Origin of the sequence: Magnetospirillum fulvum, from assembly GCF_900108475.1 — a bacterium.
Lineage (GTDB): Bacteria > Pseudomonadota > Alphaproteobacteria > Rhodospirillales > Magnetospirillaceae > Phaeospirillum > Phaeospirillum fulvum_A.
Window position 1 is genome coordinate 368,179 of the sequence record NZ_FNWO01000002.1, and the last position, 26,639, is coordinate 394,817.

Consider the following 26,639-nt stretch of genomic DNA (forward strand, 5'->3'; position numbering starts at 1 on the left):
ATGGGTGGGTTCGAGCGAATCGGAGTGATGGGTGGCGGGGCCTGGGGAACCGCGCTGGCGCTGACGGCCCGCCGTGCCGGTCTGTCGGTGACGCTGTGGGCGCGCGAGCCCGAAGTGGTGGAGTCGGTCAACACCCGCCGCACCAACGATCTGTTTCTGCCGGGCATCACCCTTGATCCCGGCATCCGCGCCACCGCCGATCAGGCCGAGGCCGCTAGCGCCGACGCGGTGCTGCTGGTGACTCCGGCCCAGCATCTGCGCGCCGGCTGCCGCGCCCTGGCCCCGTTCTGGCGGGCAGGCACCCCGGCGGTGATCTGTTCCAAGGGAATCGAGCTTTCGACCTGCGCCCTGATGGAGCGGGTGGTCGCCGATGAATTGCCCGAGGCGACCATCGCGGTGCTGTCCGGTCCGACCTTTGCGATCGAGGTGGCGCGCGGATTGCCGACCGCCGTCACCCTGGCCTGCGCCGATCCCGGCCTGGGCCAGGCGCTGGTCGAGGCGTTGGGCACCCCCAGCTTCCGCCCCTATCTGTCCGACGATCCGGTCGGGGCTCAGATCGGCGGCGCGGTCAAGAACGTCCTGGCGATCGCCTGCGGCATCGTCGAGGGGCGCGGCCTGGGCGATAATGCCCGTGCCGCTCTGATCACCCGCGGTCTGGCCGAGATGACCCGGCTGGCGATGGCCGCGGGGGGACGGCGCGAGACCCTGATGGGACTGTCCGGGCTGGGCGATCTGATCCTGACCGCCTCTTCAACCCAATCGCGCAACTATTCGCTGGGATTCGCCCTGGGCGAAGGGCAAACTTTGCAAGAGATCCTCGGCGGCCGCCATTCGGTCACCGAGGGGGTTCATTCCGCCGCCGCGGTCCTGGGCATGGCGGCGACGGCCGGAATAGAGATGCCGATCTGCGCCGCGATTGATGCCGTGCTCAATCGCGGAGCCGATCTCGACGGCGCGATCCGCGCCCTGCTGGCCCGGCCCTTCCGCAGCGAAGGAGTGTGAGGATGAGATTGAGCCGGACGCTCGCGCTGGTCCTGGTCGCCGCGTCGCTGGCCGGATGCGCCGAGCCCACCGACGGACAGATGATCGGCACCGCCGCCGGGGGCGGATTGGGGGCCGGGATCGGCCGCGCCGCCGCGATCGGCACGCAATACCCCTGGGTCTTCGCCGGGTCGGGGCTGGTCGCCGGAGCGGCGGTCGGCAACGCGATCGGCGAATATATCGACCCGCCCCCCAGCCGGATGTGGGCCGCCGCGACGATCGAAGCCGCCGAAGCCGCCCGTCCCGGCGAGCCGGTGGCGTGGAGCCTGCGCGACCATCGCGGTCTGGTGACGATGATCGGCGCGGGCTGGACCGACGCGGGCGGCCGGGCCTGCCGCACCTTGCGCCAGCAAACCGGGGGCGAGGACGGAACCCGCCCCGCCTTTGTCCGCGACGTCGTCGCGTGCCAGGGCGGCGACGGCACCTGGGAGGTGGTGACCCCACCGGTCGAACAGAAGTAAAAACCGTTCGACCTCAATGACTTGACTTGACGGCATCAGGGGGCTGGGGCATGCTCTGCCCGAGATTGTCCGATTGCATGCGAGGATCTTGACCCATGACCAAGTCGGAGTTGATCGCCCGTTTGGCCGAGCGCAATCCCCACCTGTATCAGCGGGATGTCGAGCGCATCGTTACCACCATCTTCGACGAAATCGCCGATGCGCTGGCCCGGGGCGACCGGGTTGAATTGCGCGGCTTCGGCGCGTTCTCGGTCAAGCGGCGCGATCCGCGCCAAGGCCGCAACCCCCGCACCGGCGAAGCCGTCGCGGTCGAATCCAAGACCGTTCCGTTCTTCAAGACCGGCAAGCAATTGCGCGAACGCCTCAATGTCGGCGGAGACGGCGAATGAACCGTTTCCTCGGTTGGGCGATCGGGCTGCCGTTGGGCCTGCTGGCGGCCGTGTTCGCGATTTCCAACCGCACCTCGGTTCCCCTGGAATTGTGGCCGTTGCCGATTGAACCGGTCGCGTTGCCCGCCTTCCTGGTCGTGCTGATCCCCCTCGCCCTCGGGCTGATCGGCGGCATGACGCTGTCCTGGCTTGCCGCCACCCCGGTCCGTCGCAAATCCCGCGAACAGGCCCGTCGGATCGAAAGCCTGGAACGTCAGCTTGGCGCGATCAAAGGCCGTCCCGACGGCGGTTGAGCCCCCCTTCCTTCGAGTATTTGAGATGACCGCCGCCAATCCCGTTTTCGTCGCCCTCGACACCACCGAGCCCGACTCCGCCGCCGCTTTGGCCCGCACCCTGACCGGAAAGGTCGGCGGTCTGAAGGTCGGACTGGAATATTTCACCGCCAACGGCCCGGCCGGTCTGTCCGCAATCCAAGATTTTGGATTGCCGCTGTTCATCGACCTCAAGCTGCACGACATTCCCAACACCGTCGCCGCTGCGATGCGCTCGGTTACCCGCCTCGGCGTCTCGATCACCACCCTGCACGCCTCGGGTGGGGCCGAGATGATCCGCGCCGCCGCCGATGCCGCCACGGAGACCGCGGCCAAATACAACGTGATCCGGCCCCAGGTGATCGCGGTGACGATCCTGACCAGCCTTGACCAGGCCGCCGCCGAAGCGGTCGGTTTCTCTGGTGCGGTCAATGATCAGGTCCGCCGCCTCGCTCGTCTCGCCCAGGAAAACGGGGCCGACGGCATCGTCTGCTCGCCGCTGGAAATCGCCGCCGTCCGCGCCGAATGCGGCCCGGACTTCACCCTGGTCGTTCCCGGCATTCGCCCCGCCTGGAGCGAAACCGGCGATCAGAAGCGGTTCCTGACCCCGGCCGAAGCCCGCGACACGGGTGCCGACGTCCTGGTCATCGGTCGCCCGATCACCACCGCCGCCGATCCCGCCGCCGCCGCGGCACGGATTCTCGACGAACTCGGCCTGTCCTGACCAGTCTCCCGTGAAAAAGTCCCTCGCTGTACTTTTTCCCGTTGGACTAAAAGGAGAAAAATGGGCTAGGGGCGGCCCTGCGCCCATTTTTCGTGTCATTCGTTTCACCAGCTTTGCGAAGCACAAGCGCGCAAATCTGGTGAAAACCCGCCTCCGATGCCGTGGGCAAAGCCCATCGGCTTCGGAGGAAACCAAATCCATCCCCGCGCGGAAAGCTTGATTGAGCACGGGGATTCTTTTTGGACCGGGGAAAAGTACACTGAGGCCAAAGGCCGAAGGACTTTTTCACGACCGACTGACCAACTCGCCCGCGCATAACAAAACAGGGGCCGTGCGGCCCCTGTTTTTCGTCGTGCTCCCGGTCTGGAACCGTTATCGGATCAGCCAGCGGCCGAGATAATTGCGGATCAATTGTTCCATCTGGCGGTCGATATCGCGGGCCAGACCGTCGGTGATGTCGTACTGAATCCGTTCGCGCTCGTTGACGGTCAGACCCTCGGGCACGGTGCGCGAGCGCTGGGCGGTGGCGACGACGTCGGCAACGGTCATGTGCCGGGCGTCGAGGATCTCGACCGCGACCTGAAGCGTCGCGTCGTAGCGCATCTCCTGCTCTTTCTTGAAGGCGCCGGAAATGCTGGTGTCGGTCTTCAGCGGGACTTCGACGACGCGGGCGTCGCGGATCACGACCCGGGCCGAGCCGCTGTCGCGCTGGCCCATCGGCCGCAGCCGGTCCTGAGCCCAGCGCTCGATCGCCGCGCCGGGCGAGACCGGCATCAGGTGTTCGATGTTGGGCAACCGTCCCGGCGGCTGATAATCGGACAGGATTTCCAACTCGGCGACGTCGAGGCGGAAAGGCTGACGGTCGGCGAAGCTGATCGGCGGCAGCTTCTGCATCGGCGGGGCGTTCTGGCAAGCGGTGGCGGCCAGGGCGGCGGCGAGAGCTACCGCCAGACGAAAGTGCCGTGCGCGCATCGCGAGGGTTCCCTTGGCTGGAGGACGTCCAGAGGACATTGTCTGCGGCGGACCCGCCGACGTCAAGGCGAGACGGCGGGGGCCAGTTCGGTCAAGGCGACGACATGGTCGGTGCGGCAGAATTCGCAGGTCACCGTGATGTTGCCCTCGGCATCGGCCAGCGACGGCACTTCGTCGGCGGGCAGCGAGGCCAGGGTCTCGACCACCCGCTCGCGCGAGCAGCGGCACGCGGCGACAAGGTGGCGCGGATCGAACAGCACCAGCGATTCGGCGTGATAGAGCCGATAGAGCAGATGTTCCGGCATCAGGGTCGGATCGCGCATTTCGGCGACGGTCAGACTGCCGAGCAGGATTTCGGCGCGGCGCCAGCTTTCGTCGGCCTCTTCGGCCAGCAGGATCGGAGCCCGGCCCGATCCGGGCGGCAGACGCTGGATCATCACCGCCTGGGCAGCCCAGCCCAAGCCGTCAGCAGGGGGACGGACGGCGGTGACGACGGCGGTATCGAGCTGTTCCGACTGGCGGAAATAGGTGCCGACCGCATCGGCCAGGGTCTCGCCTTCCAGCGCGACGATGCCTTGATAGCGCTCGGTGCCCGCGCCCTGATCGACAGTAAAGGCAAGGTGTCCCTGGCCCAGCAGGGCCCGCGCCGGAGCCTCGGCCGCAACGGCCGCGACCCGGACCGCGTCGAAACGGGCCATTGCCCGCAGCCGCCCTTCGCTGGTGACGTCGGCGACCACCAGCGGCACCGGGCCGTCGCCCTGGACCTGAAGGGTAAAGACGCCGTCATACTTCAGCATCGCCGCCAGAGCGGCGGCCAGGGCGCAGATTTCGGCCAGCAGGGTCGCCACCGGCAGCGGGTAATCGTGGCGCGGGTCGAGAATCGAGTCGAGCGCCGGTCCCAGCCGGACCAGCCGACCGCGCACCAGACCGTCCTCGATCGTGAACGGCAAAACCAGATCGGCGGTCGCCGTCGCTACGGCGGCCGCGCCGGTCACGCCAGACACCAGGTCAGAATCGCCTTCTGGACATGCATCCGGTTCTCGGCCTCGTCCCACACCACCGAGCGGGGACCGTCCATCACCGCGTCGGTCACTTCCTCGCCGCGATGGGCGGGCAGGCAATGCATGAACAGGGCATCGGGCGCGGCACGGTCCATCAGCGCTTCGTTGACCTGATAGGGGGCGAGAATCTTCGCCCGGTTCTCGTCGCCGCACCCCATCGACAGCCAGGTATCGGTGACGACCAGATCGGCCCCCGCCGCCGCCTGGGCAGGATCGGTCATCAGATCGACCCGGCCGCCGCGTTCGCGCGCCCACGCCACCGCCTTCTCCGACGGCATCAGCGAGTCGGGACAGGCCAGGCGGATCGTCGCGCCGAAATGAGCGCTGGCGTGAATCCAACTGGCGGCGACGTTGTTGCCGTCACCGATCCAGGCCACCACCTTCCCGGCCAGGGTGCCGCGATGCTCTTCATAGGTCATCACGTCGGCCATCACCTGACAGGGATGGGATTCGTCGGTCAGGCCGTTGATGACCGGCACGGTCGCGTAACGAACCAGATCGTCGAGCTTGGCCGGGCTGTCGGTGCGGATCATGATCGCATCGACGAAGCGCGACAGCACCCGCGCGGTGTCGGCAACGGTCTCGCCACGGCCCAATTGGGTATCGCCCCGGGTCAGCACGATGACGTCGCCGCCCAATTGCTTCATCCCGGCCTCGAACGACACGCGGGTGCGGGTCGAGGGCTTTTCGAAGATCATCGCCAGCAACTTGCCGGTCAGCGGGCGGTTGACGGTACGACCGGCCTTGTAGGCCTTGCCGAGGTCGATCAGCTGACGCAGGGTCTGGGACTCGAAGCGGTCGAGGTCGAGGAAATGGCGAGGGCCGCCAGCCTTGGTCTGGGACGTCATGAGGGGGCCACCAGCTCGCTCAGAGTGCGGGAGAGGATCTCGGCCGCCAAAGCGACCTCGGCCTCGCGGATAATCAGCGGCGGCACCAGCCGCACCACATTGTCGCCAGCCCCGACGGCCAGCAATCCGTTGGCGCGCAACCGGGCGATCAGCTCGCCATTGGGGATGCGGGGCTTGATCCCCAGCATCAGCCCCAGGCCGCGCACATCCTCGATCAGGGTGGGGAAGCGGGCGGCAACCGCCTCGATCTCGTGGCGCAGAAGGGCGGCGATCCGATCGACCTCGGCCAGGAAGCCCGGTTCCAGCACCACGTCCAGCACCGTTTCGGCCACCGCCATCGCCAGCGGATTGCCGCCGAAGGTCGAACCGTGGGTACCGGCGGTCATACCGCGCGCCGCCGCTTCGGTGGCCAGACAGGCGCCCACCGGGAAGCCGCCGCCCAGGCCCTTGGCGATCCCCATGATATCGGGGGTGATCCCCGACAATTCATGGGCGAACAGCTTGCCCGAACGGCCGATGCCGGTCTGAACCTCGTCGAACATCAGCAGGATGCCGAACTCGTCGGCGGTCTCGCGCAGGCGGCGGAGATAGTCGGGCTCGGCCGGAACGATGCCGCCTTCGCCCTGCACCGGCTCGACCAGGATCGCCGCCGTCTCGGCGGTGATCGCGGCCCGGAGCGCGTTGAGGTTGCCAAACGGAACGTGATCGAATCCCTCGACCGCCGGGGCAAAGCCGTCCAGATGCTTTTTCTGCCCGCCCGCGGCGATCGTCGCCAGGGTCCGGCCGTGAAAAGCCCCCTCGGCGCAGATGATGCGATAGCGTTCGGGATGGCCGCCGACATAATGATACCGCCGCGCCATCTTGATGCAGCATTCCATCGCCTCGGCGCCGGAATTGCAGAAAAAGACGGTGTCGGCGAAGCTCGCCTCGATCAGACGGGTGGCGACCCGCTCCTGTCCCGGCACGCGGTACAGGTTCGAGCAATGCCACAGCTTTCCCGCCTGGGCGGTCAGCGCCGCGACAAGGCGCGGGTGGCAATGTCCGAGCGCGTTGACCGCGACTCCGGCAGCGAAGTCGAGATAGCGACGGCCATCAGTGGCAATCAGGTAGGCCCCTTCACCCCGGTCAAAGGCGAGATCGGCCCGCGCATAGGTCGGCAGAACGACAGCAACCATGGCAGCTCTCCGGAACGCTCCTTCCGCAATGCCGGTAGCCCCGCTGCGAGAGCGGAATAGCCGACGCGCTCATGGAAAGCGGCAGAATATCGGCGCGAATTCCCGTTCTGTCAATCATTGTGACCAAGACAGCGGCGCTGACCTGTCGTTTTTCCCCCGTCGCCGCCCGGTCCGGCCGGGCTATCCCCGCAGCTTGTAACCGCTGGCAAGCATCTTCCAGGTCACCAGGCCAAGGACGAGATCGGTCAGCGTCACCACCGCAAGCCCGACCGCGATTGATCCGTCGGCATGGCCGATGAACCCGGCGCGGAAGCCGTCGATCATATAAAAGAACGGGTTGGCCAGCGCGAAGGCGTGAAAATGCTCGGGCAGCCGCTCGATCGAATAGAAGGTGCCGGACAGGAACGACAGCGGCGTCACCACGAAATTGGTCACCGCCGCCATGTGGTCGAACTTGTCGGCCCAGATGCCGCCGATCATGCCGAGCAGCGACAGCATCAACGAGCCCATCACCGCGTGAAACAGGATCAGCCCGATCGAATGAATGTGCATCGGCACGAACAGCGCCATCGCCAGGGCGACGACCAGCCCGACCAGCACACCGCGGGCGACGCCACCCGCCGCGATCGCGACGGTCATCTCGGCCCCGGTCAAAGGCGGCATCAACATATCGACGATGTTGCCCTGAACCTTGGCGATGATCAGCGAGGACGAGGTGTTGGCGAAGGAATTTTGCACCATCGCCATCATCACCAGACCGGGGGCAAGGAATTCGGTGAAATCGACCCCGCCGACGCGGGCCGCCACCGGCCCCAGCGCCAGGGTGAACACGGCGAGGAACAGCAGGGTCGTCACCACCGGCGCGGTGATCGTCTGGAAATGGACCTTGAGGAAACGGCGGACCTCCTTCATGAACAGGGTCCAGGTGCCCAGCCAGTTGACCGCGCCGTAACGGCGGGGACAGGGCGGCAGGCCGCGCGTCGGGTCGTCATTCATGTTAGGATCATCTCCATGACCGGCAGGGCCGGGCGGATACCGCCCCAGATCACCGCATCCTACATCGAGAATGCAGCGATGCATTATCTTGAACGCTTCGCCTCGTCCAGAGCCAACCTGCGCCGGGTGCTGATGGGCAAGGTGCGGCGCTCGCTGGCCCATTGGGGCGGCGAGATGGCCGAGGCCGAGGCGATCGTCGATGCGGCGATCATCCGCCTGATGGGGCTTGGCTATCTCGACGATGCCGCCTATGCCGATCTCAAGGTGCGCGGGCTGGCCCGGCGCGGCGGTTCGGTCCGCGCCATCCGCGCCACGCTGTCGGCCAAGGGGGTCGAGTCCGAAACCGTCGCCGCCGCCTTGACCGAGCTTGGCCCCGATCCCGATCGCGCCGCCGCCCTGGCCTTTGCCCGCCGCCGTCGCCTTGGCCCCTTCCGCCAGCCCGAGGCCCGCGCCGATCATCGCAACCGCGATCTCGCCTCGCTGGGCCGCGCCGGATTTTCATGGGAGATCGCCCGCGCCGTGATCGACGGCGACGGGACCGAACCCGATTTTAACTAGAGAAAGCTCAGCTTGGGGCGTGACAGCGCCGCCACCCGGTCTATCATGGACGCCGACACGATTGACCTCTACGGGATCATGCCGGTGACCGAGACGCCTCCCCCACCTTCCCCTCTCCGTCGTCCCGTTGCGGTCTGGCGCGGTTTGTCGTTCAAACAGGCGGTGGCGACCTTGGTGATCGCCCTGGGGTTGGGGGTGGTGACCGGTGCCTGGGACATGGTGTCGGATTACCGCCGCCTGCGCGCCGATGTCTCCACCGGCGTTGCCGCCGAGATGGCGCTGGTGCGCGGCATGGCCGCCGAAGCCGCCTTCATGCTGAACGGCGATCTGGCCCGCGAGGTCGTCGATGGCCTGTCGCTCGACCCGCTGGCGGCGGAAATCCGCATCACCGACAATTTCGGCGGCGTGCTGGCCCTGCATGTCCGCCCGCCCGAGTCGGTGGCGTTTCCCAAACTGGCCCAAACCCTGTTCGGCGATCTGGTCCCCCATTCGCTGGGCTTACGCAATGGAACCGGCGGAGCGATGTCCGAGGTCGGACGGCTTGACCTGCGGCTCGATCCCGGTCGGCTGCTCAACCGCTATCTCGGCCATATCGCCAGCAACGCCGCCGCCGGAGCCGCCCGCACCATCGTCTTGTGCCTGCTGGTGGTCGCGGTGTTCTATGGGCTGATCACCCAGCCCCTGCTGCGGCTGATTGCCATGATCGCCCGGGTCGATCCGGCCCGGCCCGGCGCGTTTCCGATCGAATTGCCCCGCCGTCACCACAATGACGAGCTGGGGCGGCTGGGCGAGACGGTCAACGCTTTGCTGTCGGCGTCGCAGCGCGGTCTGGACCAGCGCGATTCCGCCGAGGCCGAACTGGCCGCGCTGGCCCGCGATCTTGAACGCCGGGTGGTCGACCGCACCGCCGAACTGGAGCGCGAAAAGCAGGGGGTGGAGCGGGCCAACGCCGAACTGGAAAAGGCCAATCGCTTCATTTCCGACGGCATCCGCTATGCCAGCCGGATTCAGACAGCGCTGTTGCCGGACTCGGCCGCGCTCGAAGGTCTGGTCGATGAGATCGTGATCGGCTGGCGGCCGTTCGACATTGTCGGCGGCGATTATTACTGGATCGGCCGTTTCGGCGACAAAGCGGTAATCGCGGTGATGGATTGCACCGGCCATGGCGTGCCCGGAGCCTTCATGACCGCCGTGGTGTCGTCGATCCTCGCCCGCATCCTTCACCATCACGGCCACGATGATCCCGCCACCATCCTCGGCCTGCTCGACGGGCTGGTCCGCACCGCGTTGCGTCAGGATCGCGGCGACGGCCCCGCCGACGACGGGCTGGACGCGGCAATCTGCGTTCTGGATTCCGATGGCCGTCGCCTGTCCTTCGCCGGGGCTAACCTGCCGCTGACGATCTGGGAGAACGGCGCCATCCGCTCGATCCGGGGCGACCGCCGCAGTCTGGGCTATCGCGAAACCCGCCCGGTGCGCGGCTTCACCAGCCATGTCGTCGAGATCGTGCCGGGCAGCACCTTCTATCTTTACACCGACGGCGTCACCGATCAGATCGGCGGTCCCAGCCGCCGCCTGTTCGGACGGCAGCGCCTGCAAGACGCACTGGCCCGCTGCGGCGACCGGCCGCTGGAGGAACAAAAGGACTTCCTGCTGGCCGAACTCGACCTCTGGCGGGGCGAGCAGCCGCGCCGCGACGACATGACCTTCGTCGCCTTCCGTCCGCACAAGACTGATGACGCCCCGCCCGAGGCCGCACGGTAAAAGGTAAAATTACATCTAATATTTAGATTAATAATCGCCGCACTTATTGGCGATGTCTAATATCCGCGCACAAGACTATCCCTGATTACATATGCAGCAAGGTCTGGTAGCCGTGACCTGAATGATATGCAACCCTACCGCAGGATGTCGCGTTTCGGGGGAGCACACTTTATGGCTATCGAATTGCGGCGGATGCCTATTTATATCCGCCTTGGATTGATCGTCATCGTTGCTGTCGTCATCACAATGTTCGATCTGGTCGGCAGCCTGAGACAATATTCCGACATGATCCACAGCGCGCGCCTCGACCGGGTCAAGACCGCGGTGGAAGCGGCCCATTCGATCGCCGCCAACTTCGCCGCCCGCGCCGCGAAGGGGGAAATGACCACCGAGGCGGCCCAGGAGGCCGCCAAGGCCGCGATCCACGATCTGCGCTACGCCGGGAACGAATACGTCTTCATCGTCAGCCTCGACGGCGTGGTCCAGTTGCAACCCTCGAACGACGGGCTGGTCGGCAAGAACCTGATCGGCCTCAAAGACGTCAACGGAATCGCCTTCATCGCCGAAACGATCAAGGTGGTCCGCGAAAAGGGCGAAGGCTCGGTCGAATATCACTGGCCCAAATCGGGGTCGAGCATTCCCGAACCCAAACTGAGCTTCGTCAAGGGCATCCCCGAATGGGGCTGGGCCATCGGCACTGGGGTCTATACCGACGACATCGCCGCGACGGTGCAGGCGCTGACCCTGCGCGAAGGCGCGCGCGCCCTGGCCGAACTGGCCCTGCTGGTCCTGCTCGCCGCGCTGATCGGCCGCGCCATCGCCCGCCCGTTGCGGACTCTGACCGGCGAGATGCGCCGCCTGGCCGGGGGCGACCTCTCGGTCGAGATTACCCGCGACCAGGGAGCCGAAATCGGCGAAATGCAAGCCGCGGTCCAGATCTTCAAGGACAATGCCGCCGAAATCCGCCGCCTCACCGAAGCCCAGGAGGAAACGCAGCGTCAGGCCGAATCCCAGCGCCGCGCCCTGCTGCTGTCGCTGGCCGAGGAATTCGAACGCTCGGTCAACCGGGTGGTCGAAGACGTGTCGAACGCGGCGGGGCGTCTCAGTTCGACCGCCGAAAGCATGGCGGCGGACACCGACGATGCCACCCGCCAGTCCGATACTGTCGCCACCGCCACCGGAGAGGCCTCGGCCAACGTCCAGACCGTCGCCGCCGCCACCGAGGAGCTCAGTTCCTCGATCACCGAAATCTCGCGTCAGGTCAATCAGTCGGCGGCGATTTCGAGCGCCGCCGTCGATGCCGCCCGCCACACCGACAGCATCGTCCGCGGTCTGTCCGAGGCGGCACAGAAGATCGGCGACGTCGTCAATCTGATCAACGACATCGCCTCGCAGACCAACCTGCTCGCCTTGAACGCCACCATCGAGGCCGCCCGCGCCGGTGACGCCGGCAAGGGCTTTGCCGTCGTCGCGGGTGAGGTCAAGCACCTTGCCAACCAGACCGGCCGCGCCACCGACGAAATCGCCCAGCAGGTGTCTGGCGTCCAGGGCGCCACCCGCGAGGCGGTGACCGCCATCAGCGGCATCGCCAGCACCATCGAGGAAATCAGCCGGATCGGCGCGGCGATCGCCTCGGCGGTCGAGCAGCAGGGGGCGGCGACCCAGGAAATCAGCCGCAACACCCAACAGGCGGCGACCGGCACCGGAATCGTCACCCAGACGGTTGGGCGGGTCGCCTCCGCCGTCTCGAAAGCCGGGCAGTCGGCCCAGGACGTCCGCGTTCAGGCCGGACAATTGGCGGGGGATTCCGCCGCTCTGAAACAGGCGGTGGCCCGCTTCCTCGACGGGATCCGCGCCTGATCCGATCGGGCGCGGACGGACGGGGGAAACCCCCAGGGCGAGCGCCGGGCTTGACTTTGGCCCGGCCCGCCACGCACTCTTGCCTGACAGACCGAAGGGGAGCCTCCGCGATGGGAGGCTGAGAGGTCGGCAGATGCGCCGGCGACCCTTGGAACCTGATCCGGGTCATGCCGGCGAAGGGATCGGAATCACCGCCATCCTCCCCACTTCGCCGCCCGACCCGCAACATCCGTTACAGGAAAGAGGCGAGGATGTCCGACCAAGCTGCCCCCCCGGTCTCTCCCCGGGTCACCACCGGCCCCCTGCCGGGATCGCGGAAGATTCACGTCGAGGGCTCGCGTTCCGACCTGCGGGTCGCAATGCGCGAGATCGATCTGGCCCCCAATGCGGCGGAACCGCCGGTCCGCCTCTACGATTGTTCCGGGCCTTACACCGATCCGGCGGCGAGCGTCGATATCACCCGTGGCCTGCCGCCGTTGCGCGCGGCCTGGATCGCCGAACGGGGCGACGTCGAGACCTATCCCGGCCGTCCCCACCGCCCCGAGGATGACGGGTTAAAGCCGGGCGAAACCATCGGCGTTCCGGTCTTCGATCGCGGCGGCCGCCTGCCGTTGCGGGCCAAGCCGGGCCTGCGTCCGACCCAGCTGGCCTATGCCCGCGCCGGGATCGTGACTCCTGAAATGGAGTATGTCGCGATCCGCGAAAACCTGCGCCGGGCCGACGCGATCGCCAGTGGACCGCGCGACGGTGAATCCTTCGGGGCCGAGATTCCCGACATCATCACGCCTGAGTTCGTCCGCTCCGAGATCGCGCGCGGCCGCGCCATTCTGCCCGCCAATCTCAACCATCCCGAAGCCGAGCCGATGATCATCGGCCGCAACTTCCTGACCAAGATCAACGCCAATATCGGCAATTCCGCCGTCGCGTCCTCGGTCGAGGAAGAGGTCGAGAAGATGGTGTGGGCGATCCGCTGGGGCGCCGACACCGTGATGGATCTATCGACCGGGCGGCACATTCACGCTACCCGCGAATGGATCATCCGCAACAGCCCGGTGCCGATCGGGACCGTGCCGATCTATCAGGCGCTGGAAAAGGTCGATGGCAAGGCCGAGGATCTGACCTGGGAGATTTTCCGCGACACCCTGATCGAACAGGCCGAGCAGGGGGTCGATTACGTCACCGTCCATGCCGGGTTGCGGCTGGCCCACATTCCGCTGACCGCGAAGCGGGTCACCGGGATTGTCAGCCGGGGCGGCTCGATCATGGCGAAGTGGTGTCTGGCTCACCACCGCGAAAACTTCCTTTACACCCATTTCGACGAGCTGTGCGAGCTGCTGACCGCCTATGACGTCGGCATTTCGCTGGGCGACGGGCTGCGCCCCGGCTCGATCGCCGACGGTAACGACGCCGCCCAGTTCGCCGAGTTGGAAACGCTGGGCGAACTGACCCACCGCGCCTGGGCGCTTGATGCCCAGGTGATGATCGAAGGCCCCGGCCATGTGCCGATGCACAAGATCAAGGTCAATGTCGAAAAGCAGCTGGCCCTGTGCGGCGAAGCGCCGTTCTACACCCTGGGGCCGCTGGTGACCGATATTGCTCCCGGCTACGACCACATCACCAGTGCGATCGGCGCGGCGATGATCGGTTGGTTCGGCACCGCGATGCTGTGTTACGTCACCCCGAAAGAGCATCTCGGCCTGCCCGACCGCCAGGACGTCCGCGAAGGCGTCGTGACCTATAAACTTGCCGCCCATGCCGCCGATCTGGCCAAGGGACATCCCGCCGCCCGCCTGCGTGACGACGCGCTGTCCCGCGCCCGTTTCGAGTTCCGCTGGAAGGATCAGTTCCACCTGTCGCTCGATCCGGAAAAGGCCCAGGATTTCCACGACCAGCACTTGCCCGCCGACGGGGCCAAGCTGGCCCATTTCTGCTCGATGTGCGGGCCGAAATTCTGCTCGATGAAGATCAGCCAGGAAGTCCGCGACGCCGCCAACGCCGAGGCGGAGGCGGTGGCCGGAATGGACAGCATGAGCGAGAAATTCCTCGCCGAGGGCGGGGAGATCTACAAAACCGAGAAACCGGCGGCGGAGTAACCGCTTCGGGCGGGGAAAGGGATGGCGGCGTCTCGGCGATTGAGGCAATCCCGGCGATCTGGTTCGATCCGTACCGCATGTATTACAGTCTGATCGTGACGGGCAGCCCCGGGACCGCGTCCCGGGGCTGGTTTCGTTTCCGCTCCTGGCTCAGCGCGCCGGGGGCATCGGGACGGCGGGGATCGCCACCGATGGCTCGGCCGCGTCCTGGCGACCGATCCAGATCTGCTGCTGGGGAAAAGGGATCTCGATTCCCTCCACCTCGAACCGCTTCTTGAGGCGGCGGTGGAACTCGCGCATCACCGCCCATTTCTCTGCCGGCACCGTCTTCAGCCGGGCCCGGATCACCACCGACGAGGCATCGAAGCGGTCGATCCCCTGGACCTCCATCGGGTCGATGATTGCGCTCTGCCAGCGCGGCTCGGCCCGCATCTCGGCGGCGATGTCCGACAGCACCACGCCGACCCGGTCGCAATCGGCGTTGTACGACACCCCGATGTCGAACAGAGCGTAATTGAAGCCCTTGGTCAGGTTGATCGCGGTCGTCACCGCTCCGAACGGGATGGTGTGAACCGAGCCCTGGACGTCGCGCAGGCGGATGGCGCGGATCGAGATCGCCTCGACCACGCCGGAATGCTCGCCGATCTTGACCACATCGCCGACGGCGATGGTGTCCTCGAACAAGATGAAGGCTCCGGTGATGATGTCTTGCACCAGTTTTTGCGAGCCAAAACCGATCGCGATGCCCAGCACGCCCGCACCGGCCAGCAGGGGGGCGATGTTGACCCCCAGTTCGGACAGCACGATCAGGGTGACCGCGATCACCAGGACGCCCATCACCACATTGCGGGCGAGCGGCAGCAAGGTGCGGGCGCGGCCCGAGCGCTGGAGCTGGTTGCCATCGGAATCGGTGGCGCTGAGATAGCGCTCGATCGCGCTGCTCAGCGTCTCCCACAGCACCAGCGCCACCACCAGCACCAGGGTGATGCTGATTGCCGAGGACAGCACCTGACGCCCGGCGGGCGAGGTCAGCAGCTTCAGCGATTGCAGCCCCCAGGTCTGGGCCAGGGCGAGAACCGTCACCACCGCCACCGTCCCGCGCAGCAGCAGGTGCATCAGCGGCAGATAGCGGTTGGCGCGGGCTTCGAGCAGGGGATAGCGCTCGCGCACCTCCTGGCTGACGGCGAAGCCGCGCTCGATCACGCGGCGCAGCAGCGAGGTCACCAGCCCGGCCACCACCAGGATCACCAGGGTCAGGATCGTGGCGCGCAGCATGAACTCGAAGCCGCCTTTGACCTGGATCGCCCACACCAGATAGATCGCCACCACCCACAAGATCGCCAGCACATGCCAGATGTCGGCCAGCCGGGTTCTCAGCATCTGGACATGCTGGCCGAACATCGGCTCGTCCGAACTGCGGCGCAGCAGGGCGGCGACGGCGCGGCGGTTTTGCAGGATGAAGATCACCACCAGGGCGGTCATCGCCAGCCCGATGATCTTGAGGGTCAGGAAGGCAGCCCCGGCGGGCATCCCCAGCAATCGGGGCGCGCTGGCCGCCAGCGGGCCGAACACGCCGACGACGGTGACCCGCTGGACCCAGATCTTGACGTATTCGGCGGTCTCATCGTCGAACGACACCAGCCGCCTGAGCGGGCTGCGCGACGACAGGACCAGCCGCGCCGCGATATTGACCAGCCGCACCGAGGCGTAGGCCACCATCACCGTCTGGGCGGCGTTGGCGGCGTTGCCCTTCATCTCCATCGCCCAGGCCGTTCCCCAGGCGGCCAGACCGAAGGCGGCCAGCGGGGCGAGGTCGCGCAGCAATCGCCCGGTCAGGGCATGGAGGACGGGGGCGAGGCCGGGACCGACGGGACCGGGCGGATGGGCTTTGCGCCAGCGGCGAATCGCGAAAGCCACCATCCGGTCGGCGAAAATGCCCGCCGCCAGCAGCCCGATCAGCAGCGACAGCATCTGTCCCATCCGCTGGCGGGTCAGTTGGTCGGCCAGACGCTGACCGATCGCGGCGGCCAGTTCGGGGGCGTCGCGGACGCTATCGACCGCCTCCATCGCCTGATCGCCAAAGGCGCCGACCTGCGCGGTCAAGCGGCCGAGTAGGGAATCCTCGGTCTCGTCGTCGGTCGCGTTCTGGGCGGCGATCAGGGTCTTCAACTGGCTGACCAGCCGGGCGCGGGCGGACTCGTCCTCCAGGGTCGAGACCAGCCGTTCGAGGTCGCGGGTGTCGGCCGGATTGGACTCCGCGGCGAGGGCGGCGACCGGACCGGCCAGCAGAACCGCCAATGTCAGCATAGAAAACAGCCGCCGCAGCGGCGCGAAACAGGGACGATGGACCATGAGGGGAAATGTCCTGGAGGCGGGAAAAGGCGAACTTAACGGGAGAGGATGGAGCGCAGACGGTCGGATTGGGGATTGTTGACCGCGCGGTTGTACAAGATGTCTTGGATCGTCGGGTTGCCGCCGTAATAGGCTGCATTCCAGGAATGGCGGGGCAGGATTCCGGCGCCGTCGAGGGTCAGGCCGCCATACAGCCCGACCGCGCGGGAAAAGGCATAGATGTCGGCGCCGACATGGGTGGTGGTCGCCGCCTCGGCTCCGGCGCCGACGACGGTCACCGCGACACCGGCGCTGGCTCCGGTCTTGAAGCGGTTTTCCAGCACCGCGTTCAAGCCGCCGTCGGTCATGATGGCATAGACCGCCTCGGCGTCCTGAAGCCCGATCTGGAGACCGAAGCTGCCTGCCGCGATCGAGAAGAAGGCGGGGGCGCTCCAGCCGCCGTTGCGGTCGCGGACCAGCAACAGGCCGGTGCCGTATTGCGCGCCAAGGAAGAAGCCGCCCTTGACCAGATCGGGGATAACCAGCACGCCCCGCGCCTTGGGCAGCAGGTCGTTCATCGAGTCGGCCATGCTGGGATCGGCCCGCAGCCGTTCCACCGTCGTTACCGCCCGATTGACCATCACGCTCTGGTCGGTGACGGTCTGGGCCATCGCCGCTACCGGCGACAGCCAGCAAGCCAGCGCCAACGCGATCACTCGCCGCATCGTCGTTCTCCACATTTTGGATCGAGAGGATACAGCAAGCACGGTCAGGGTTAGCAAAAGGTAAATTTCGCCTATTCCCCGTCTTCTTCGCCGCCGCTGGCCCATTCGCGCACCCGGGCGAGGTGCAGATAATTGGAATATTTCGGCGCGTGGTCGGGATGCGGGCGGGCGGCATAGGGCGTGCTCTCGTCGTCGAACACCGCGACCAGCGCGCGCAGACCGTCCAGCGCCTCGTCGGTCAGGGTGGCGGGGTCGGCTCCGGCGGAGCGCTCCTCGCCGCCCGGCTCGCCGCCTTTCAGCCGCCAGTACAGCAGCCGGGCCGTCTCGGCGGCGGCAATCCCGGCAAAGCCGCCATGGCGGGCGATCGCGGCCTCCAGCGGCAATTGCGGCGCATAGCCTGCGGCAACCTCGCGGATCGTCGGCGGCTGGCCGGTCTTGTAATCAATCAGGTCCAGCGTCCCGTCTTTGCGGCAATCAATCCGGTCGGCCTTGGCGGTCAGGGTGAACGGTCCGGCGGGGGCATCAATCTCCAGCGCCCCCTTGACCTCGGGATGGATCGCGGCCAGATCGGGCCGCCGCTCGACCTCGCGCGCCGCGACCCATTGGGTGATGGCGACGAAGCGCGGCCACCAGAACGCCGCCACCGCGGGCGAGACCGCCGCTTCGGCGAATCGTGCCCGCCCGATTGCGATCAGTTCGGCGACGGGGTCGGGAGGCAGCCGGTCGGGAAACGCCTTCAGGAATCGTTCGAGTGCCTCGTGGACGATGGTGCCGTATTCGGCGGCGCTGGGGTCGGCATCGATCGGGTCCAGAATTTTCAGAGACAGAATCCGCCGCGCATAGATCGCGTAAGGGTCGCGCATCCAGGTCTCGATTTCGGTCGCCGACAAGTGCCGGGGCCGGGCATCGAGCGGCGGACGCGGCGCGGGCGGGCTGGGGCGGACCCAGGCCCCGGGGCGGTCAAGCCGGTCGTGCCAGTCCAGCCATTGGCTGGTGTCCTCGGCAAAGGACAGCCCGCAGGCCGCCATCACCGCGTCGAGTCGGGTCAGCCAGCGCGACGGCACCGTCGGCGTGCCCTCGACCCGGCGCGCCCGGGTCAGCACGACGCGGGGGGCGGCGAAGCCCTGGGTGAAATCATGGGCGGCCAGTCCGATCCGTCGCTCGGGCGGAGGCAGGCCGAAGGCGGCCCGCATCGGGCGGCTCATCCACGGATCGGCCTCGGCGGCGCCGGGCCAAGTGCCCTCGTTCAGCCCGCCCAGGATCAGCAGATCGGCTTGTTGCAGCCGCGCTTCGAGCGGTCCCCAGATGTGGAGGCGGGGGTGGGTCTCCCAGGCCGAGCGCACCACCGCGCCCGCCATCACTTCTTCCAGCAGCGCCGGATAATGCCGCCCGGCGACGGTTCCCAGCGCCGGGGCGGCCAGGACCAACTCGGCGGCGAAGCGGGCGGCGGCCTCTCCGGTCTCGCCGCCCCACAGCCGCAACGGACCGGGCCGGTCGTCGGCGGTGGCCAGTGCCTCGGCGAAGTCGAGATGGGCGCGGGCAAGGTCGGCCAGCGTCGCTTCGGGGGCTTCCAGCAGGGTGACGAACGGCCCGGCCAGAATTTCCAGATCGTCAATCAGCCCGGTCAACGCCGGGGTTTTGTCCTTCAGCGCGGCGCGCAGCCCGGCGGTTCCGGCGGCGGGGCGGGGGCCGTGCAGCACCGCGATCTCCAGCCGCCGCACCAGGGCGCGGAAGGCGGCGGGATTGCGCCCGCCCGCCGCCAGCGGATGTTTGAGACAGGCCAGCAACTCGATCGGGGCGAAATCCTCGGCCACCATCCGGGCCGACAGGCGCAGGAACGCCCCCGGCTCGGTCAGGCCGAGCGGGCGGCCGGCCGAATCGTCGATGCGGATGTTCCAGCGGCCCAGTTCGTCGGCGACCCGCCGGGCCAGGGCGCGGTCGGGGGTAACCAGGGCGGCGGTGCGGCCCTCGATTTCCAGCGCCTCGCGCAGCATCAGGGCGATCGCACCCGCTTCCTCGCGCGGGCCGGGGGCATCAAGCCGGGTCACCCCCGCGACGGTTTCGGGCGGCAGGGCAACCAGATCGCGCCACGCCTCGCAGGTGGCGGCGGGGCGCAGCGCCTCGGCCAGCAGCCGCACCCGCTCGGCACGCGGGTCGGGAGTGGCGAGCAGCGGCCGCACCGCGCTTCGCGCGATCCCGATCCGGCTCAGTACTGCCTTGAAGCCATATTGGGGATGGCTGGGATCGAGTGCGGTCCAACTCGCCTCGTCGATCTCGGTGTCGAGGCCGGGCAGCACCACCCGGCCTTGCGGCAGCGCGGCAATCGCGGCCAGCAGATCGGCGATCGCCGGGTTCGATCCGGTCGATCCGGCGGCAATGATCGGGTGAGTGGGCGGGGTCCGCGCCCAGGCGGCGATTCGGGCGGCGACGATCCGGTTCAGCCGCTCCGCAGGCTCGATCGCGCCGCGTTCGGCCAGGATCTGGGGCCAGACCTCGGTCAGGATCGAGAGGAAATCGAGGGTGACCTGCCAATGCGCGGCATGTTCTTCGGGAACCAGCGCCGCCAGCCCGGCGGGGTCCAGCCGCTCCGCCCCGATCTCGTCGAGCAGCCGGGCCAGTTCGGTTGCCAGCCGCAGCGCCTGATCGGGCAACGGGGTTTGGCCGCCCCGGCCCGCTTGCATCGCCAGCACCAGCCGGGTCAGGATCAGGCGGCGGTCGAGCGCGGGCAGGGCCGGGGGCACTTCGGCCGCTCCGGCCGGGTCGGGCTCGTCGGACTCAAGGTCGCCGAGCGGGGTCAGGCGCGGCAGCAGCAGCGGCCGCCCCTCGGTCAGGCGCAGGAAAGCATCGGACAAGGCGCGGCAGGCGCGCCTGGTCGGCAGCAGAACCTCGAACCCGGCCAGCACCAGCGGATCGTCCCCGGCTTCGGCCAGCAGGGACGCGGCCAGGGACTCGACGAAAGGCAGGCCGGGCGGAAGGGTGAAAACGGCGGTCACGAGAGGTTCCCTCCGAATCCAGTGTGGTCAGGTCCTTCCGCTCCCGCCGCCTGGGGCGATCAGGCCGGTTCGGTCGTCTTCTTGGCCGGAGCCTTTTTCGCGGCCGGTTTCTTCGCGGTCGCGGCTTTGGCCGGGGCAGCCTTCTTCGCCGCCGGTTTCTTTGCCGCCGCGCCCTTGGGAGCAGGGCCCTTGGCCGCCTTGGCGCGGATCAGGGCAATCGCTTCGTCCAGCGTCACCGACTCGGCCGGGCTGTCCTTGGGCAGGGTGGCGTGGACACCGTTGCACGAGGCATAGGGTCCATAGCGGCCCTGATGCAGGGTCACCGGCTTGCCGTCCATCTCGCCCAGGGTCTTCAACGGCGCGGCGGCACCGCGTCCGCCCTTGGGCTGGGCCAGCAATTCGACGGCGCGGTTCATCCCGATCGCCAGGACGTCGTCGTCCTTGGTCAGCGATTTATAGACACCGTCATGGAGCAGATAGGGGCCGAACCGTCCGACCCCGGCGCTGATCGTCTTCTGGGTCTCGGGGTGGGTTCCGATCTGGCGCGGCAACTCAAGCAGGCGGCAGGCAATGTCCAGCGTCACGTCGGCCGGTTCCAGCCCGCGATAGAGCGACACCCGCTTCGGCTTCGGCGCTGCGGCGGGTTTGGCCGCCTTGGGCTTCTTCGGGGCCTTGGCAACCTTGGTCTTCGCCTTGCCCTTGGCCGGGGCGGCATCGGGTTCGGTGACCACGTCCGGTTCGGGGGCGGGCTCGGGCGGGGCCAGCGCCTTCAGGCTGGCCTCGTCGCCCAACTGGACGTAATGGCCGTAAGGCCCCTTGCGCAGGGTCACCGGCAGGCCGCTGGCCGGATCGGTGCCGAGTTCCTTCGGCCCCTCGCGGACTTCGTCCTCGCCGTCGCCGCCCGAGGTCAGCGGGCGGGTGAAGCGGCATTCCGGATAGGTCGAGCAGCCGATGAAGGCGCCGAACTTGCCCAGCTTCAGCGACAGGCGGCCGGTATGGCAGGTCGGGCAGGCGCGCGGGTCTTTACCCGACCCGTCGTCGGGGAAGAAATGCGGCCCCAGCAATTCGTCGAGCGCGTCGAGCACCTGGGCAACGCGAAGGTCGCGGGTGTCCTCGACCGAGGCGGAAAACGCCTTCCAGAAGCCCTCCAGCACCGTCTTCCAGTCGATCCGTCCGCCCGAGACGTCGTCGAGCTGGTTTTCCAGTTCGGCGGTGAAATTGTATTCGACGTAGCGGCCGAAAAAGCTTTCGAGGAAGGCGGTGACGAGACGGCCGCGATCCTCGGGCACGAAGCGACGCTGGTCGAGCCGGACGTAATCGCGGTCCTGCAACACCGAAATGATCGAGGCATAGGTCGAGGGACGCCCGATCCCCAATTCCTCCAGCCGTTTGACCAGACTGGCTTCGGTGAAGCGGGGCGGCGGCTGGGTGAAATGCTGTTCGGCGCGCAGATCCTTGCGCTCCATCGCATCGCCCTCGGTGACGTCGGGCAACAGCTTCTCGGCGTCCTCGTCGTCGGAATCGTCGCGGTCTTCGCGATAGACCTTCAAGAAGCCGTCGAACACCACCACCGAACCGGTGGCGCGGAACACCACAGCGCGGTTGTCGCCGTCGATATCGACCGCGACCTGATCGAGTTCGGCCGAGGCCATCTGGCTGGCCAGGGTCCGCTTCCAGATCAGTTCGTACAGCCGCAACTGGTCGCGGTCGAGATGACGGGCGACGTCCTCGGGGCGCCGCGACAGATCGGTCGGGCGGATCGCCTCGTGGGCTTCCTGCGCGTTCTTGGCCTTGGTCTTGTAGACGCGGGGCGCCGAGGGGACATAGGCATCGCCAAAGGTCGCCCCGATCACGGCCCGCGCGCTGGCGATCGCCTCGGCGGCCATCTGGACGCCGTCGGTACGCATATAGGTGATGAGACCGACCGTCTCGCCGCCGATATCGACGCCTTCGTACAGGCGCTGGGCCAATTGCATCGTCCGCGCCGCGGCAAGATGCAGCTTGCGGCTGGCTTCCTGTTGCAGGGTCGAGGTGGTGAAGGGCGGGAAGGGATGGCGCTTGGCCCGCTTGCGCTCGACCTCCGACACCTTGTAGGCGGCGGTCGCGGCGCGGGCCTCGGCGGCACGGGCGGCGGTTTCGTTGGGCAGATCGAACTTGTCGAGCTTGCGCCCGTCGAGATGGGTCAGACCCGCCGACAGCAGCGCCCCCTTCGGCGTCAGGAAGTCGGCGGCCAGCGTCCAATATTCGCGGGCGGTGAAGCTCTCGATCTCGGATTCGCGCTGGCAGATCAGCCGCAGCGCCACCGATTGCACTCGCCCGGCCGAACGCGAGCCCGGCAGCTTGCGCCACAGCACCGGCGACAGGGTAAAGCCGACCAGATAATCCAGCGCGCGCCGGGCCAGATAGGCATCGACCAGTTCCTGATCAATGTCGCGCGGATTGCGCATCGCGTCGAGCACGGCGGTCTTGGTGATCTCGTTGAACACCACCCGCTTGACCTCGACGCCCTTCAGCGCCTTGCGGTCTTCCAGCACCCGTTTGACATGCCACGAAATCGCCTCGCCCTCGCGATCCGGATCGGTGGCGAGGAACAGATGATCCGCGCCCTTGACCAGGGAGGTGATTTCTTTGACGTGGCGTTCGGATTTGGGGTCGATCTCCCAATCCATCGCGAAATTCTCGTCGGGACGGACCGAGCCGTCACGGGCGGGAAGGTCGCGGATATGGCCGAACGAGGCCACCACCTGGAAATCGCTTCCCAGGTACTTGTTGATTGTCTTGGCCTTGGCCGGAGACTCGACGACGACGATTTTCATCCGAACCCAATCACCTTGGCAAGGCCGCCCGGATCACCCGATCAAAAGCGACACCCGATTGCCGGGGTGGCGGTCGAGGCGGCCAGCTAGTTCCAATTCCAGCAGCACCCAAGACACCACGGAGGGAGACAATTGGCACTGGCGGATGATTTCGTCAACCGTCACCGGAGTCGGACCCAACAGCTCGGTGATCGACAGGCGGGCCTGTGCCGCCTCGTCCTCGCCCGGCGGCGGGGCGGTTGCGGGACGAAATCCGCCCCGATCCGGCTCGGACAGGGTACGGCGGATCAGGTCGGACAGCACCGCCATCACGTCGTCGGCCGACGCGGTCAGGGTCGCGCCGTGGCGGATCAGATCGTTCGGACCGGCGGCGCGGGGGTCAAGCGGCGAGCCCGGCACCGCGAATACTTCGCGCCCCTGGTCGGCGGCCAGCCGGGCGGTAATCAGCGAGCCGGAGCGGGCGTTGGCCTCGACCACCACCACGCCAAGGGCCAGGCCCGAGATGATCCGGTTGCGGCGGGGGAAGTGGCTGGCCTGCGGCTCGGTCCCCGGCGGCATTTCCGAAACCAGCGCTCCGGCCTCGGCGATCTGTTTCCACAGACCGGCGTTTTCCGGCGGATAGACGATATCGACGCCGCCCGCCTGGGCCGCCACCGTGCCGGTGCCCAGCGCGCCTTCATGGGCGGCGGTGTCGATGCCCCGCGCCAGACCGCTCGACACCACCAGACCGGCCCGTCCCAGATCGGCGGCAAGGCGGCGGGCCAGATTGCGACCGTTCAGCGAGGCGTTGCGGGCACCGACCATCGCTACCGTCGGCCGGTTCAGCAGGCTGACCGCACCGATCACCGAAATCAGCGGCGGCGCATCGTCGATTTCGGCCAGCAGGCGGGGATAGGCCGGTTCGATCCAGGCGATCAGGCGGGCACCGATCCGTTCGGCGGCGGCGATTTCGCGTTCCGCCTCGGCGCGGGGACACAGCCGGATGGCGCGGCGCAGACCACCCTTGGCCGCCAGATGGGGCAGGGCATCGAGCGCGGCGGCAGCCGAACCGAACCGTTCCAGCAATCGGGAGAAGGTACGCGGGCCGACATTCTCGCTGCGGATCAGACGCAACCAGTCCAGTCGTTCAGTGGCCGAGAGTACGCGGGGCGTCACATCCATCCGGCGAGCATGGCCGAGGGGATGGAGGCGGTCAAGGGGGCGGATGGGATGTGGGGGTGACGCAGGGGGACGGGGCTGGCCCGTCCCCCGTCGCAATCAGCGGGTCGGGACCGGGGTCTCGCCCGAATAATCGTAGAAGCCGCGCCCGGTCTTGCGGCCAAGCCAACCGGCTTCGACATACTTCACCAGCAACGGGCAGGGGCGGTATTTGGTGTCGGCCAGACCGTCATGCAGCACCTGCATCACCGCGAGGCAGGTGTCGAGCCCGATGAAATCGGCCAGTTCCAGCGGCCCCATCGGGTGGTTGGCCCCCAGGCGCAGCGCGGTGTCGATGCTGCTGACCGAGCCGACGCCTTCGTACAGGGTATAGACCGCCTCGTTGATCATCGGCAGCAGGATGCGGTTGACGATGAAGGCGGGGAAATCTTCGGCGGCGACCGGCTTCTTGCCCAGCGTCAGGGTCATCTCGCGGACCTGGGCAAAGGTGTCCTCGCCGGTGGCGATGCCGCGGATCAGTTCGACCAGTTGCATCGCCGGAACCGGGTTCATGAAATGCATGCCCATGAAGCGGGACGGCCGGTCGGTCGATGCGCCCAGGCGGGTGATCGACAGCGACGAGGTGTTGGTGGCAACCAACGTCTCGGGCCGCAGCATCGGACACAATTGCTGGAAGATCGCCCGCTTGATCTTCTCGTCTTCGGTCGCCGCCTCGATCACCAGATCCGAGGTGCCGAAATCGGCGTAATCCCGCGTCGTCTTGATCCGCCCCAGGGTGGCGGTCTTGTCGGCCTCGGTGATCTTGCCCTTCGAGATGGCGCGGTCGAGATTACGGCCGATCACCGCCATTCCCTTCGCCAACGCCTCGTCGCTGATGTCGAGCAGGACGAGGTCGAACCCGGAGGCGGCGCAAACCTGGGCGATGCCGCTGCCCATCTGGCCTGCACCGATGACACCGATATGTTTGATGACGGCCATGGACATGTTCTCCCGCGCAAGGGGCGTTGGCTGGGGTGGGGTGAGTGGGTGGTTAGTCGAGGGCGGCCGACAGCTCGGGCAGAGCCTTGAACAGATCGGCGACGAGGCCGTAATCGGCGACCTGGAAGATCGGGGCCTCTTCGTCCTTGTTGATCGCGACGATCACCTTCGAATCCTTCATGCCCGCCAGATGCTGGATCGCGCCGGAAATGCCGACGGCGATATAGAGGTCGGGGGCGACGATCTTGCCGGTCTGGCCGACCTGGAAATCGTTGGGAACGAACCCGGCATCGACGGCGGCGCGCGAGGCCCCGACGGCGGCACCCAGCTTGTCGGCGATCGCTTCGAGCAGGTGGAAATTGTCACCCGATTGCATGCCGCGACCGCCCGAGATCACGATCCGGGCGCTGGTCAGTTCGGGCCGCTCCGACTTCGACAATTGGGCCTCGACAAAGCGCGACTGGGCGGGCAAGCCCGGCACCGCAACCGCTTCGGTCGCGGCGGCCCCGCCGGTGGCGGCGGCGGGCTCGAACCCGGTTGAGCGCACCGTGACGACCTTGATCGGATCGGTCGAGCGCACCGTCGCCAGCGCGTTCCCGGCATAGATCGGACGGACGAAGGTGTCGGGCGCGACCACCGCGACGATTTCCGACACCTGGGCGACGTCGAGCAGGGCGGCGACGCGGGGCAGCACGTTCTTGCCGGTGGTGGTGGCGGGGGCCAGGATGTGGGCGTAGGCGGGGGCCAGCGCGACGATCAGCGCCGCCAGCGGCTCGGCCAGCGGATGGGCCAACGCCTCGGACTCGGCCACCAGCACCTTGGCGATTCCCGCGACCTGGGCGGCGGCGGCGGCAACCGGACCAACCCCCGATCCGGCGACCAGCAGGTGAATCTCGCCCCCCAGCCGGGCGGCGGCGGTGACGGTGTTCAGCGTGGCGGGCTTCAGCGCCCCGGCTTCGTGTTCGGCGAGGACAAGGACGCTCATCTCAGATCACCTTCGCTTCGGACTTCAGCTTCTCGACCAGGGTGGCGACGTCGGCCACCTTGATCCCGGCCTGACGCTTCGCCGGTTCCTCGACCGATAGCGTGATCAGGCGCGGCGCGACATCGACACCCAAATCCTCCGGCGCCATCGTCGCAATCGGCTTCTTTTTCGCCTTCATGATGTTGGGCAGGCTGGCATAGCGCGGCTCGTTCAAGCGCAGATCGGCGGTCACCACCGCCGGAAGCTCGAGCGCCACCGTCTCCAGGCCGCCGTCGATCTCGCGGGTCACCGTCACCGTGCCGTCGGCGACCGCGATCTTCGAGGCAAAGGTGCCCTGGGGACGGCCCAGCAGCGCCGCCAGCATCTGGCCGGTCTGGTTCGAATCGTCGTCGATCGCCTG

General features: G+C 67.5%; 22 protein-coding genes and 1 riboswitch. Of the genes, 9 read left to right on the forward strand and 13 right to left on the reverse strand.

Features of this window, described 5'->3' with window-relative positions:
* The 5 genes from BLW40_RS03955 to pyrF all read left to right on the forward strand — a co-directional run bounded on the left by BLW40_RS03955 (position 1) and on the right by pyrF (position 2,926).
* A complete protein-coding gene (locus BLW40_RS03955; RefSeq protein ID WP_074765719.1) occupies positions 1-1,002 on the forward strand; it encodes an NAD(P)H-dependent glycerol-3-phosphate dehydrogenase in 1,002 nt (333 codons plus the stop codon).
* 2 nt (positions 1,003-1,004) lie between these two features.
* Positions 1,005-1,502 carry a hypothetical protein gene (locus BLW40_RS17320; protein WP_074765722.1) on the forward strand — a complete coding sequence of 166 codons (498 nt, stop codon included), beginning with the start codon at positions 1,005-1,007 and terminating at the stop codon, positions 1,500-1,502.
* Positions 1,503-1,597: 95 nt separating this feature from the next.
* Positions 1,598-1,891: an integration host factor subunit beta gene (ihfB, locus tag BLW40_RS03965; protein ID WP_074765723.1), complete on the forward strand. Its 294-nt coding sequence runs from the start codon at positions 1,598-1,600 to the stop codon at positions 1,889-1,891.
* The gene (locus BLW40_RS03970; protein ID WP_074765725.1) at positions 1,888-2,184 is read left to right on the forward strand and encodes a LapA family protein; all 297 of its coding nucleotides are present in this window, start codon (positions 1,888-1,890) and stop codon (positions 2,182-2,184) included. The genes ihfB and BLW40_RS03970 overlap by 4 nt, the downstream gene beginning before the upstream one ends.
* A gap of 25 nt (positions 2,185-2,209) precedes the next feature.
* The gene (gene pyrF, locus BLW40_RS03975; protein WP_074765727.1) at positions 2,210-2,926 is read left to right on the forward strand and encodes an orotidine-5'-phosphate decarboxylase; all 717 of its coding nucleotides are present in this window, start codon (positions 2,210-2,212) and stop codon (positions 2,924-2,926) included.
* Positions 2,927-3,298: 372 nt separating this feature from the next.
* On the opposite strand, the gene BLW40_RS03980 is transcribed toward pyrF, so the two are convergent.
* From BLW40_RS03980 to BLW40_RS04000, 5 genes are all read right to left on the reverse strand, one after another.
* Positions 3,299-3,898 (reverse strand): hypothetical protein, encoded by a 600-nt coding sequence (locus BLW40_RS03980; protein WP_074765729.1) that lies wholly within the window; start codon positions 3,896-3,898, stop codon positions 3,299-3,301.
* Positions 3,899-3,960: 62 nt separating this feature from the next.
* Positions 3,961-4,893 carry an Hsp33 family molecular chaperone HslO gene (gene hslO, locus BLW40_RS03985; protein WP_074765731.1) on the reverse strand — a complete coding sequence of 311 codons (933 nt, stop codon included), beginning with the start codon at positions 4,891-4,893 and terminating at the stop codon, positions 3,961-3,963.
* Positions 4,890-5,807 carry an ornithine carbamoyltransferase gene (argF, locus tag BLW40_RS03990; RefSeq protein ID WP_074765733.1) on the reverse strand — a complete coding sequence of 306 codons (918 nt, stop codon included), beginning with the start codon at positions 5,805-5,807 and terminating at the stop codon, positions 4,890-4,892. Before argF ends, hslO begins: the two co-directional genes overlap by 4 nt.
* The gene (locus BLW40_RS03995; protein ID WP_074765735.1) at positions 5,804-6,982 is read right to left on the reverse strand and encodes an aspartate aminotransferase family protein; all 1,179 of its coding nucleotides are present in this window, start codon (positions 6,980-6,982) and stop codon (positions 5,804-5,806) included. The genes argF and BLW40_RS03995 overlap by 4 nt, the downstream gene beginning before the upstream one ends.
* Positions 6,983-7,162: 180 nt before the next feature.
* Positions 7,163-7,978, reverse strand: a complete 816-nt coding sequence (locus BLW40_RS04000) for an ABC transporter permease (protein ID WP_074765737.1) — start codon at positions 7,976-7,978, stop codon at positions 7,163-7,165.
* Positions 7,979-7,993: 15 nt separating this feature from the next.
* On the opposite strand from BLW40_RS04000, the gene BLW40_RS04005 reads away from it, so the two are divergent.
* The 4 genes from BLW40_RS04005 to thiC all read left to right on the forward strand — a co-directional run bounded on the left by BLW40_RS04005 (position 7,994) and on the right by thiC (position 14,253).
* Positions 7,994-8,536, forward strand: a complete 543-nt coding sequence (locus BLW40_RS04005) for a regulatory protein RecX (RefSeq protein WP_074765739.1) — start codon at positions 7,994-7,996, stop codon at positions 8,534-8,536.
* Positions 8,537-8,548: 12 nt separating this feature from the next.
* Positions 8,549-10,300 (forward strand): SpoIIE family protein phosphatase, encoded by a 1,752-nt coding sequence (locus BLW40_RS04010; protein ID WP_244511036.1) that lies wholly within the window; start codon positions 8,549-8,551, stop codon positions 10,298-10,300.
* A gap of 171 nt (positions 10,301-10,471) precedes the next feature.
* On the forward strand, positions 10,472-12,160 hold the full coding sequence (locus BLW40_RS04015; RefSeq protein ID WP_074765740.1) for a methyl-accepting chemotaxis protein: 1,689 nt from the start codon (positions 10,472-10,474) through the stop codon (positions 12,158-12,160).
* An 85-nt stretch (positions 12,161-12,245) separates the two neighbouring features.
* Positions 12,246-12,359: riboswitch (TPP riboswitch) on the forward strand.
* Positions 12,360-12,411: 52 nt separating this feature from the next.
* Entirely contained in the window at positions 12,412-14,253 is a 1,842-nt protein-coding gene (gene thiC / locus BLW40_RS04020) for a phosphomethylpyrimidine synthase ThiC (protein WP_074765742.1), read from the forward strand.
* A 150-nt stretch (positions 14,254-14,403) separates the two neighbouring features.
* On the opposite strand, the gene BLW40_RS04025 is transcribed toward thiC, so the two are convergent.
* The 8 genes from BLW40_RS04025 to BLW40_RS04060 form a co-directional block, all read right to left on the reverse strand.
* Complete coding sequence (locus tag BLW40_RS04025) at positions 14,404-16,605, reverse strand: mechanosensitive ion channel domain-containing protein (protein WP_074765744.1); 2,202 nt, start codon at positions 16,603-16,605, stop codon at positions 14,404-14,406.
* 35 nt (positions 16,606-16,640) lie between these two features.
* On the reverse strand, positions 16,641-17,309 hold the full coding sequence (locus BLW40_RS04030; RefSeq protein WP_074765746.1) for a lipid-binding SYLF domain-containing protein: 669 nt from the start codon (positions 17,307-17,309) through the stop codon (positions 16,641-16,643).
* Between the two features lie 71 nt (positions 17,310-17,380).
* Positions 17,381-20,302, reverse strand: a complete 2,922-nt coding sequence (gene addB / locus BLW40_RS04035; RefSeq protein WP_074765748.1) for a double-strand break repair protein AddB — start codon at positions 20,300-20,302, stop codon at positions 17,381-17,383.
* 59 nt (positions 20,303-20,361) lie between these two features.
* Positions 20,362-23,118, reverse strand: coding sequence for a type I DNA topoisomerase (topA, locus tag BLW40_RS04040; protein ID WP_074765751.1), 2,757 nt, complete (start codon positions 23,116-23,118; stop codon positions 20,362-20,364).
* A gap of 33 nt (positions 23,119-23,151) precedes the next feature.
* Positions 23,152-24,279, reverse strand: a complete 1,128-nt coding sequence (dprA, locus tag BLW40_RS04045) for a DNA-processing protein DprA (protein WP_074765754.1) — start codon at positions 24,277-24,279, stop codon at positions 23,152-23,154.
* Between the two features lie 96 nt (positions 24,280-24,375).
* Positions 24,376-25,254, reverse strand: a complete 879-nt coding sequence (locus tag BLW40_RS04050) for a 3-hydroxybutyryl-CoA dehydrogenase (RefSeq protein WP_074765756.1) — start codon at positions 25,252-25,254, stop codon at positions 24,376-24,378.
* 52 nt (positions 25,255-25,306) lie between these two features.
* Complete coding sequence (locus tag BLW40_RS04055) at positions 25,307-26,239, reverse strand: electron transfer flavoprotein subunit alpha/FixB family protein (protein ID WP_074765758.1); 933 nt, start codon at positions 26,237-26,239, stop codon at positions 25,307-25,309.
* 1 nt (position 26,240) lies between these two features.
* A partial coding sequence (locus BLW40_RS04060) for an electron transfer flavoprotein subunit beta/FixA family protein (RefSeq protein WP_139305481.1) occupies positions 26,241-26,639 on the reverse strand: 399 nt, incomplete at its 5' end.

Excerpts from the sequence above, each read along its gene's own strand:
- BLW40_RS04030 (WP_074765746.1), bottom strand. The coding sequence starts at position 17,309 with ATGCGGCGAGTGATCGCGTTGGCGCTGGCTTGCTGGCTGTCGCCGGTA.
- BLW40_RS04005 (WP_074765739.1), top strand. The coding sequence starts at position 7,994 with ATGACCGGCAGGGCCGGGCGGATACCGCCCCAGATCACCGCATCCTAC.
- BLW40_RS03970 (WP_074765725.1), top strand. The coding sequence starts at position 1,888 with ATGAACCGTTTCCTCGGTTGGGCGATCGGGCTGCCGTTGGGCCTGCTG.
- topA (WP_074765751.1), bottom strand. The coding sequence starts at position 23,118 with ATGAAAATCGTCGTCGTCGAGTCTCCGGCCAAGGCCAAGACAATCAAC.
- BLW40_RS04050 (WP_074765756.1), bottom strand. The coding sequence starts at position 25,254 with ATGGCCGTCATCAAACATATCGGTGTCATCGGTGCAGGCCAGATGGGC.
- BLW40_RS03980 (WP_074765729.1), bottom strand. The coding sequence starts at position 3,898 with ATGCGCGCACGGCACTTTCGTCTGGCGGTAGCTCTCGCCGCCGCCCTG.
- BLW40_RS04055 (WP_074765758.1), bottom strand. The coding sequence starts at position 26,239 with ATGAGCGTCCTTGTCCTCGCCGAACACGAAGCCGGGGCGCTGAAGCCC.
- BLW40_RS04000 (WP_074765737.1), bottom strand. The coding sequence starts at position 7,978 with ATGAATGACGACCCGACGCGCGGCCTGCCGCCCTGTCCCCGCCGTTAC.
- BLW40_RS03995 (WP_074765735.1), bottom strand. The coding sequence starts at position 6,982 with ATGGTTGCTGTCGTTCTGCCGACCTATGCGCGGGCCGATCTCGCCTTT.
- pyrF (WP_074765727.1), top strand. The coding sequence starts at position 2,210 with ATGACCGCCGCCAATCCCGTTTTCGTCGCCCTCGACACCACCGAGCCC.
- ihfB (WP_074765723.1), top strand. The coding sequence starts at position 1,598 with ATGACCAAGTCGGAGTTGATCGCCCGTTTGGCCGAGCGCAATCCCCAC.
- BLW40_RS17320 (WP_074765722.1), top strand. The coding sequence starts at position 1,005 with ATGAGATTGAGCCGGACGCTCGCGCTGGTCCTGGTCGCCGCGTCGCTG.
- argF (WP_074765733.1), bottom strand. The coding sequence starts at position 5,807 with ATGACGTCCCAGACCAAGGCTGGCGGCCCTCGCCATTTCCTCGACCTC.
- BLW40_RS04025 (WP_074765744.1), bottom strand. The coding sequence starts at position 16,605 with ATGGTCCATCGTCCCTGTTTCGCGCCGCTGCGGCGGCTGTTTTCTATG.
- thiC (WP_074765742.1), top strand. The coding sequence starts at position 12,412 with ATGTCCGACCAAGCTGCCCCCCCGGTCTCTCCCCGGGTCACCACCGGC.
- BLW40_RS03955 (WP_074765719.1), top strand. The coding sequence starts at position 1 with ATGGGTGGGTTCGAGCGAATCGGAGTGATGGGTGGCGGGGCCTGGGGA.
- dprA (WP_074765754.1), bottom strand. The coding sequence starts at position 24,279 with ATGGATGTGACGCCCCGCGTACTCTCGGCCACTGAACGACTGGACTGG.
- BLW40_RS04015 (WP_074765740.1), top strand. The coding sequence starts at position 10,472 with ATGGCTATCGAATTGCGGCGGATGCCTATTTATATCCGCCTTGGATTG.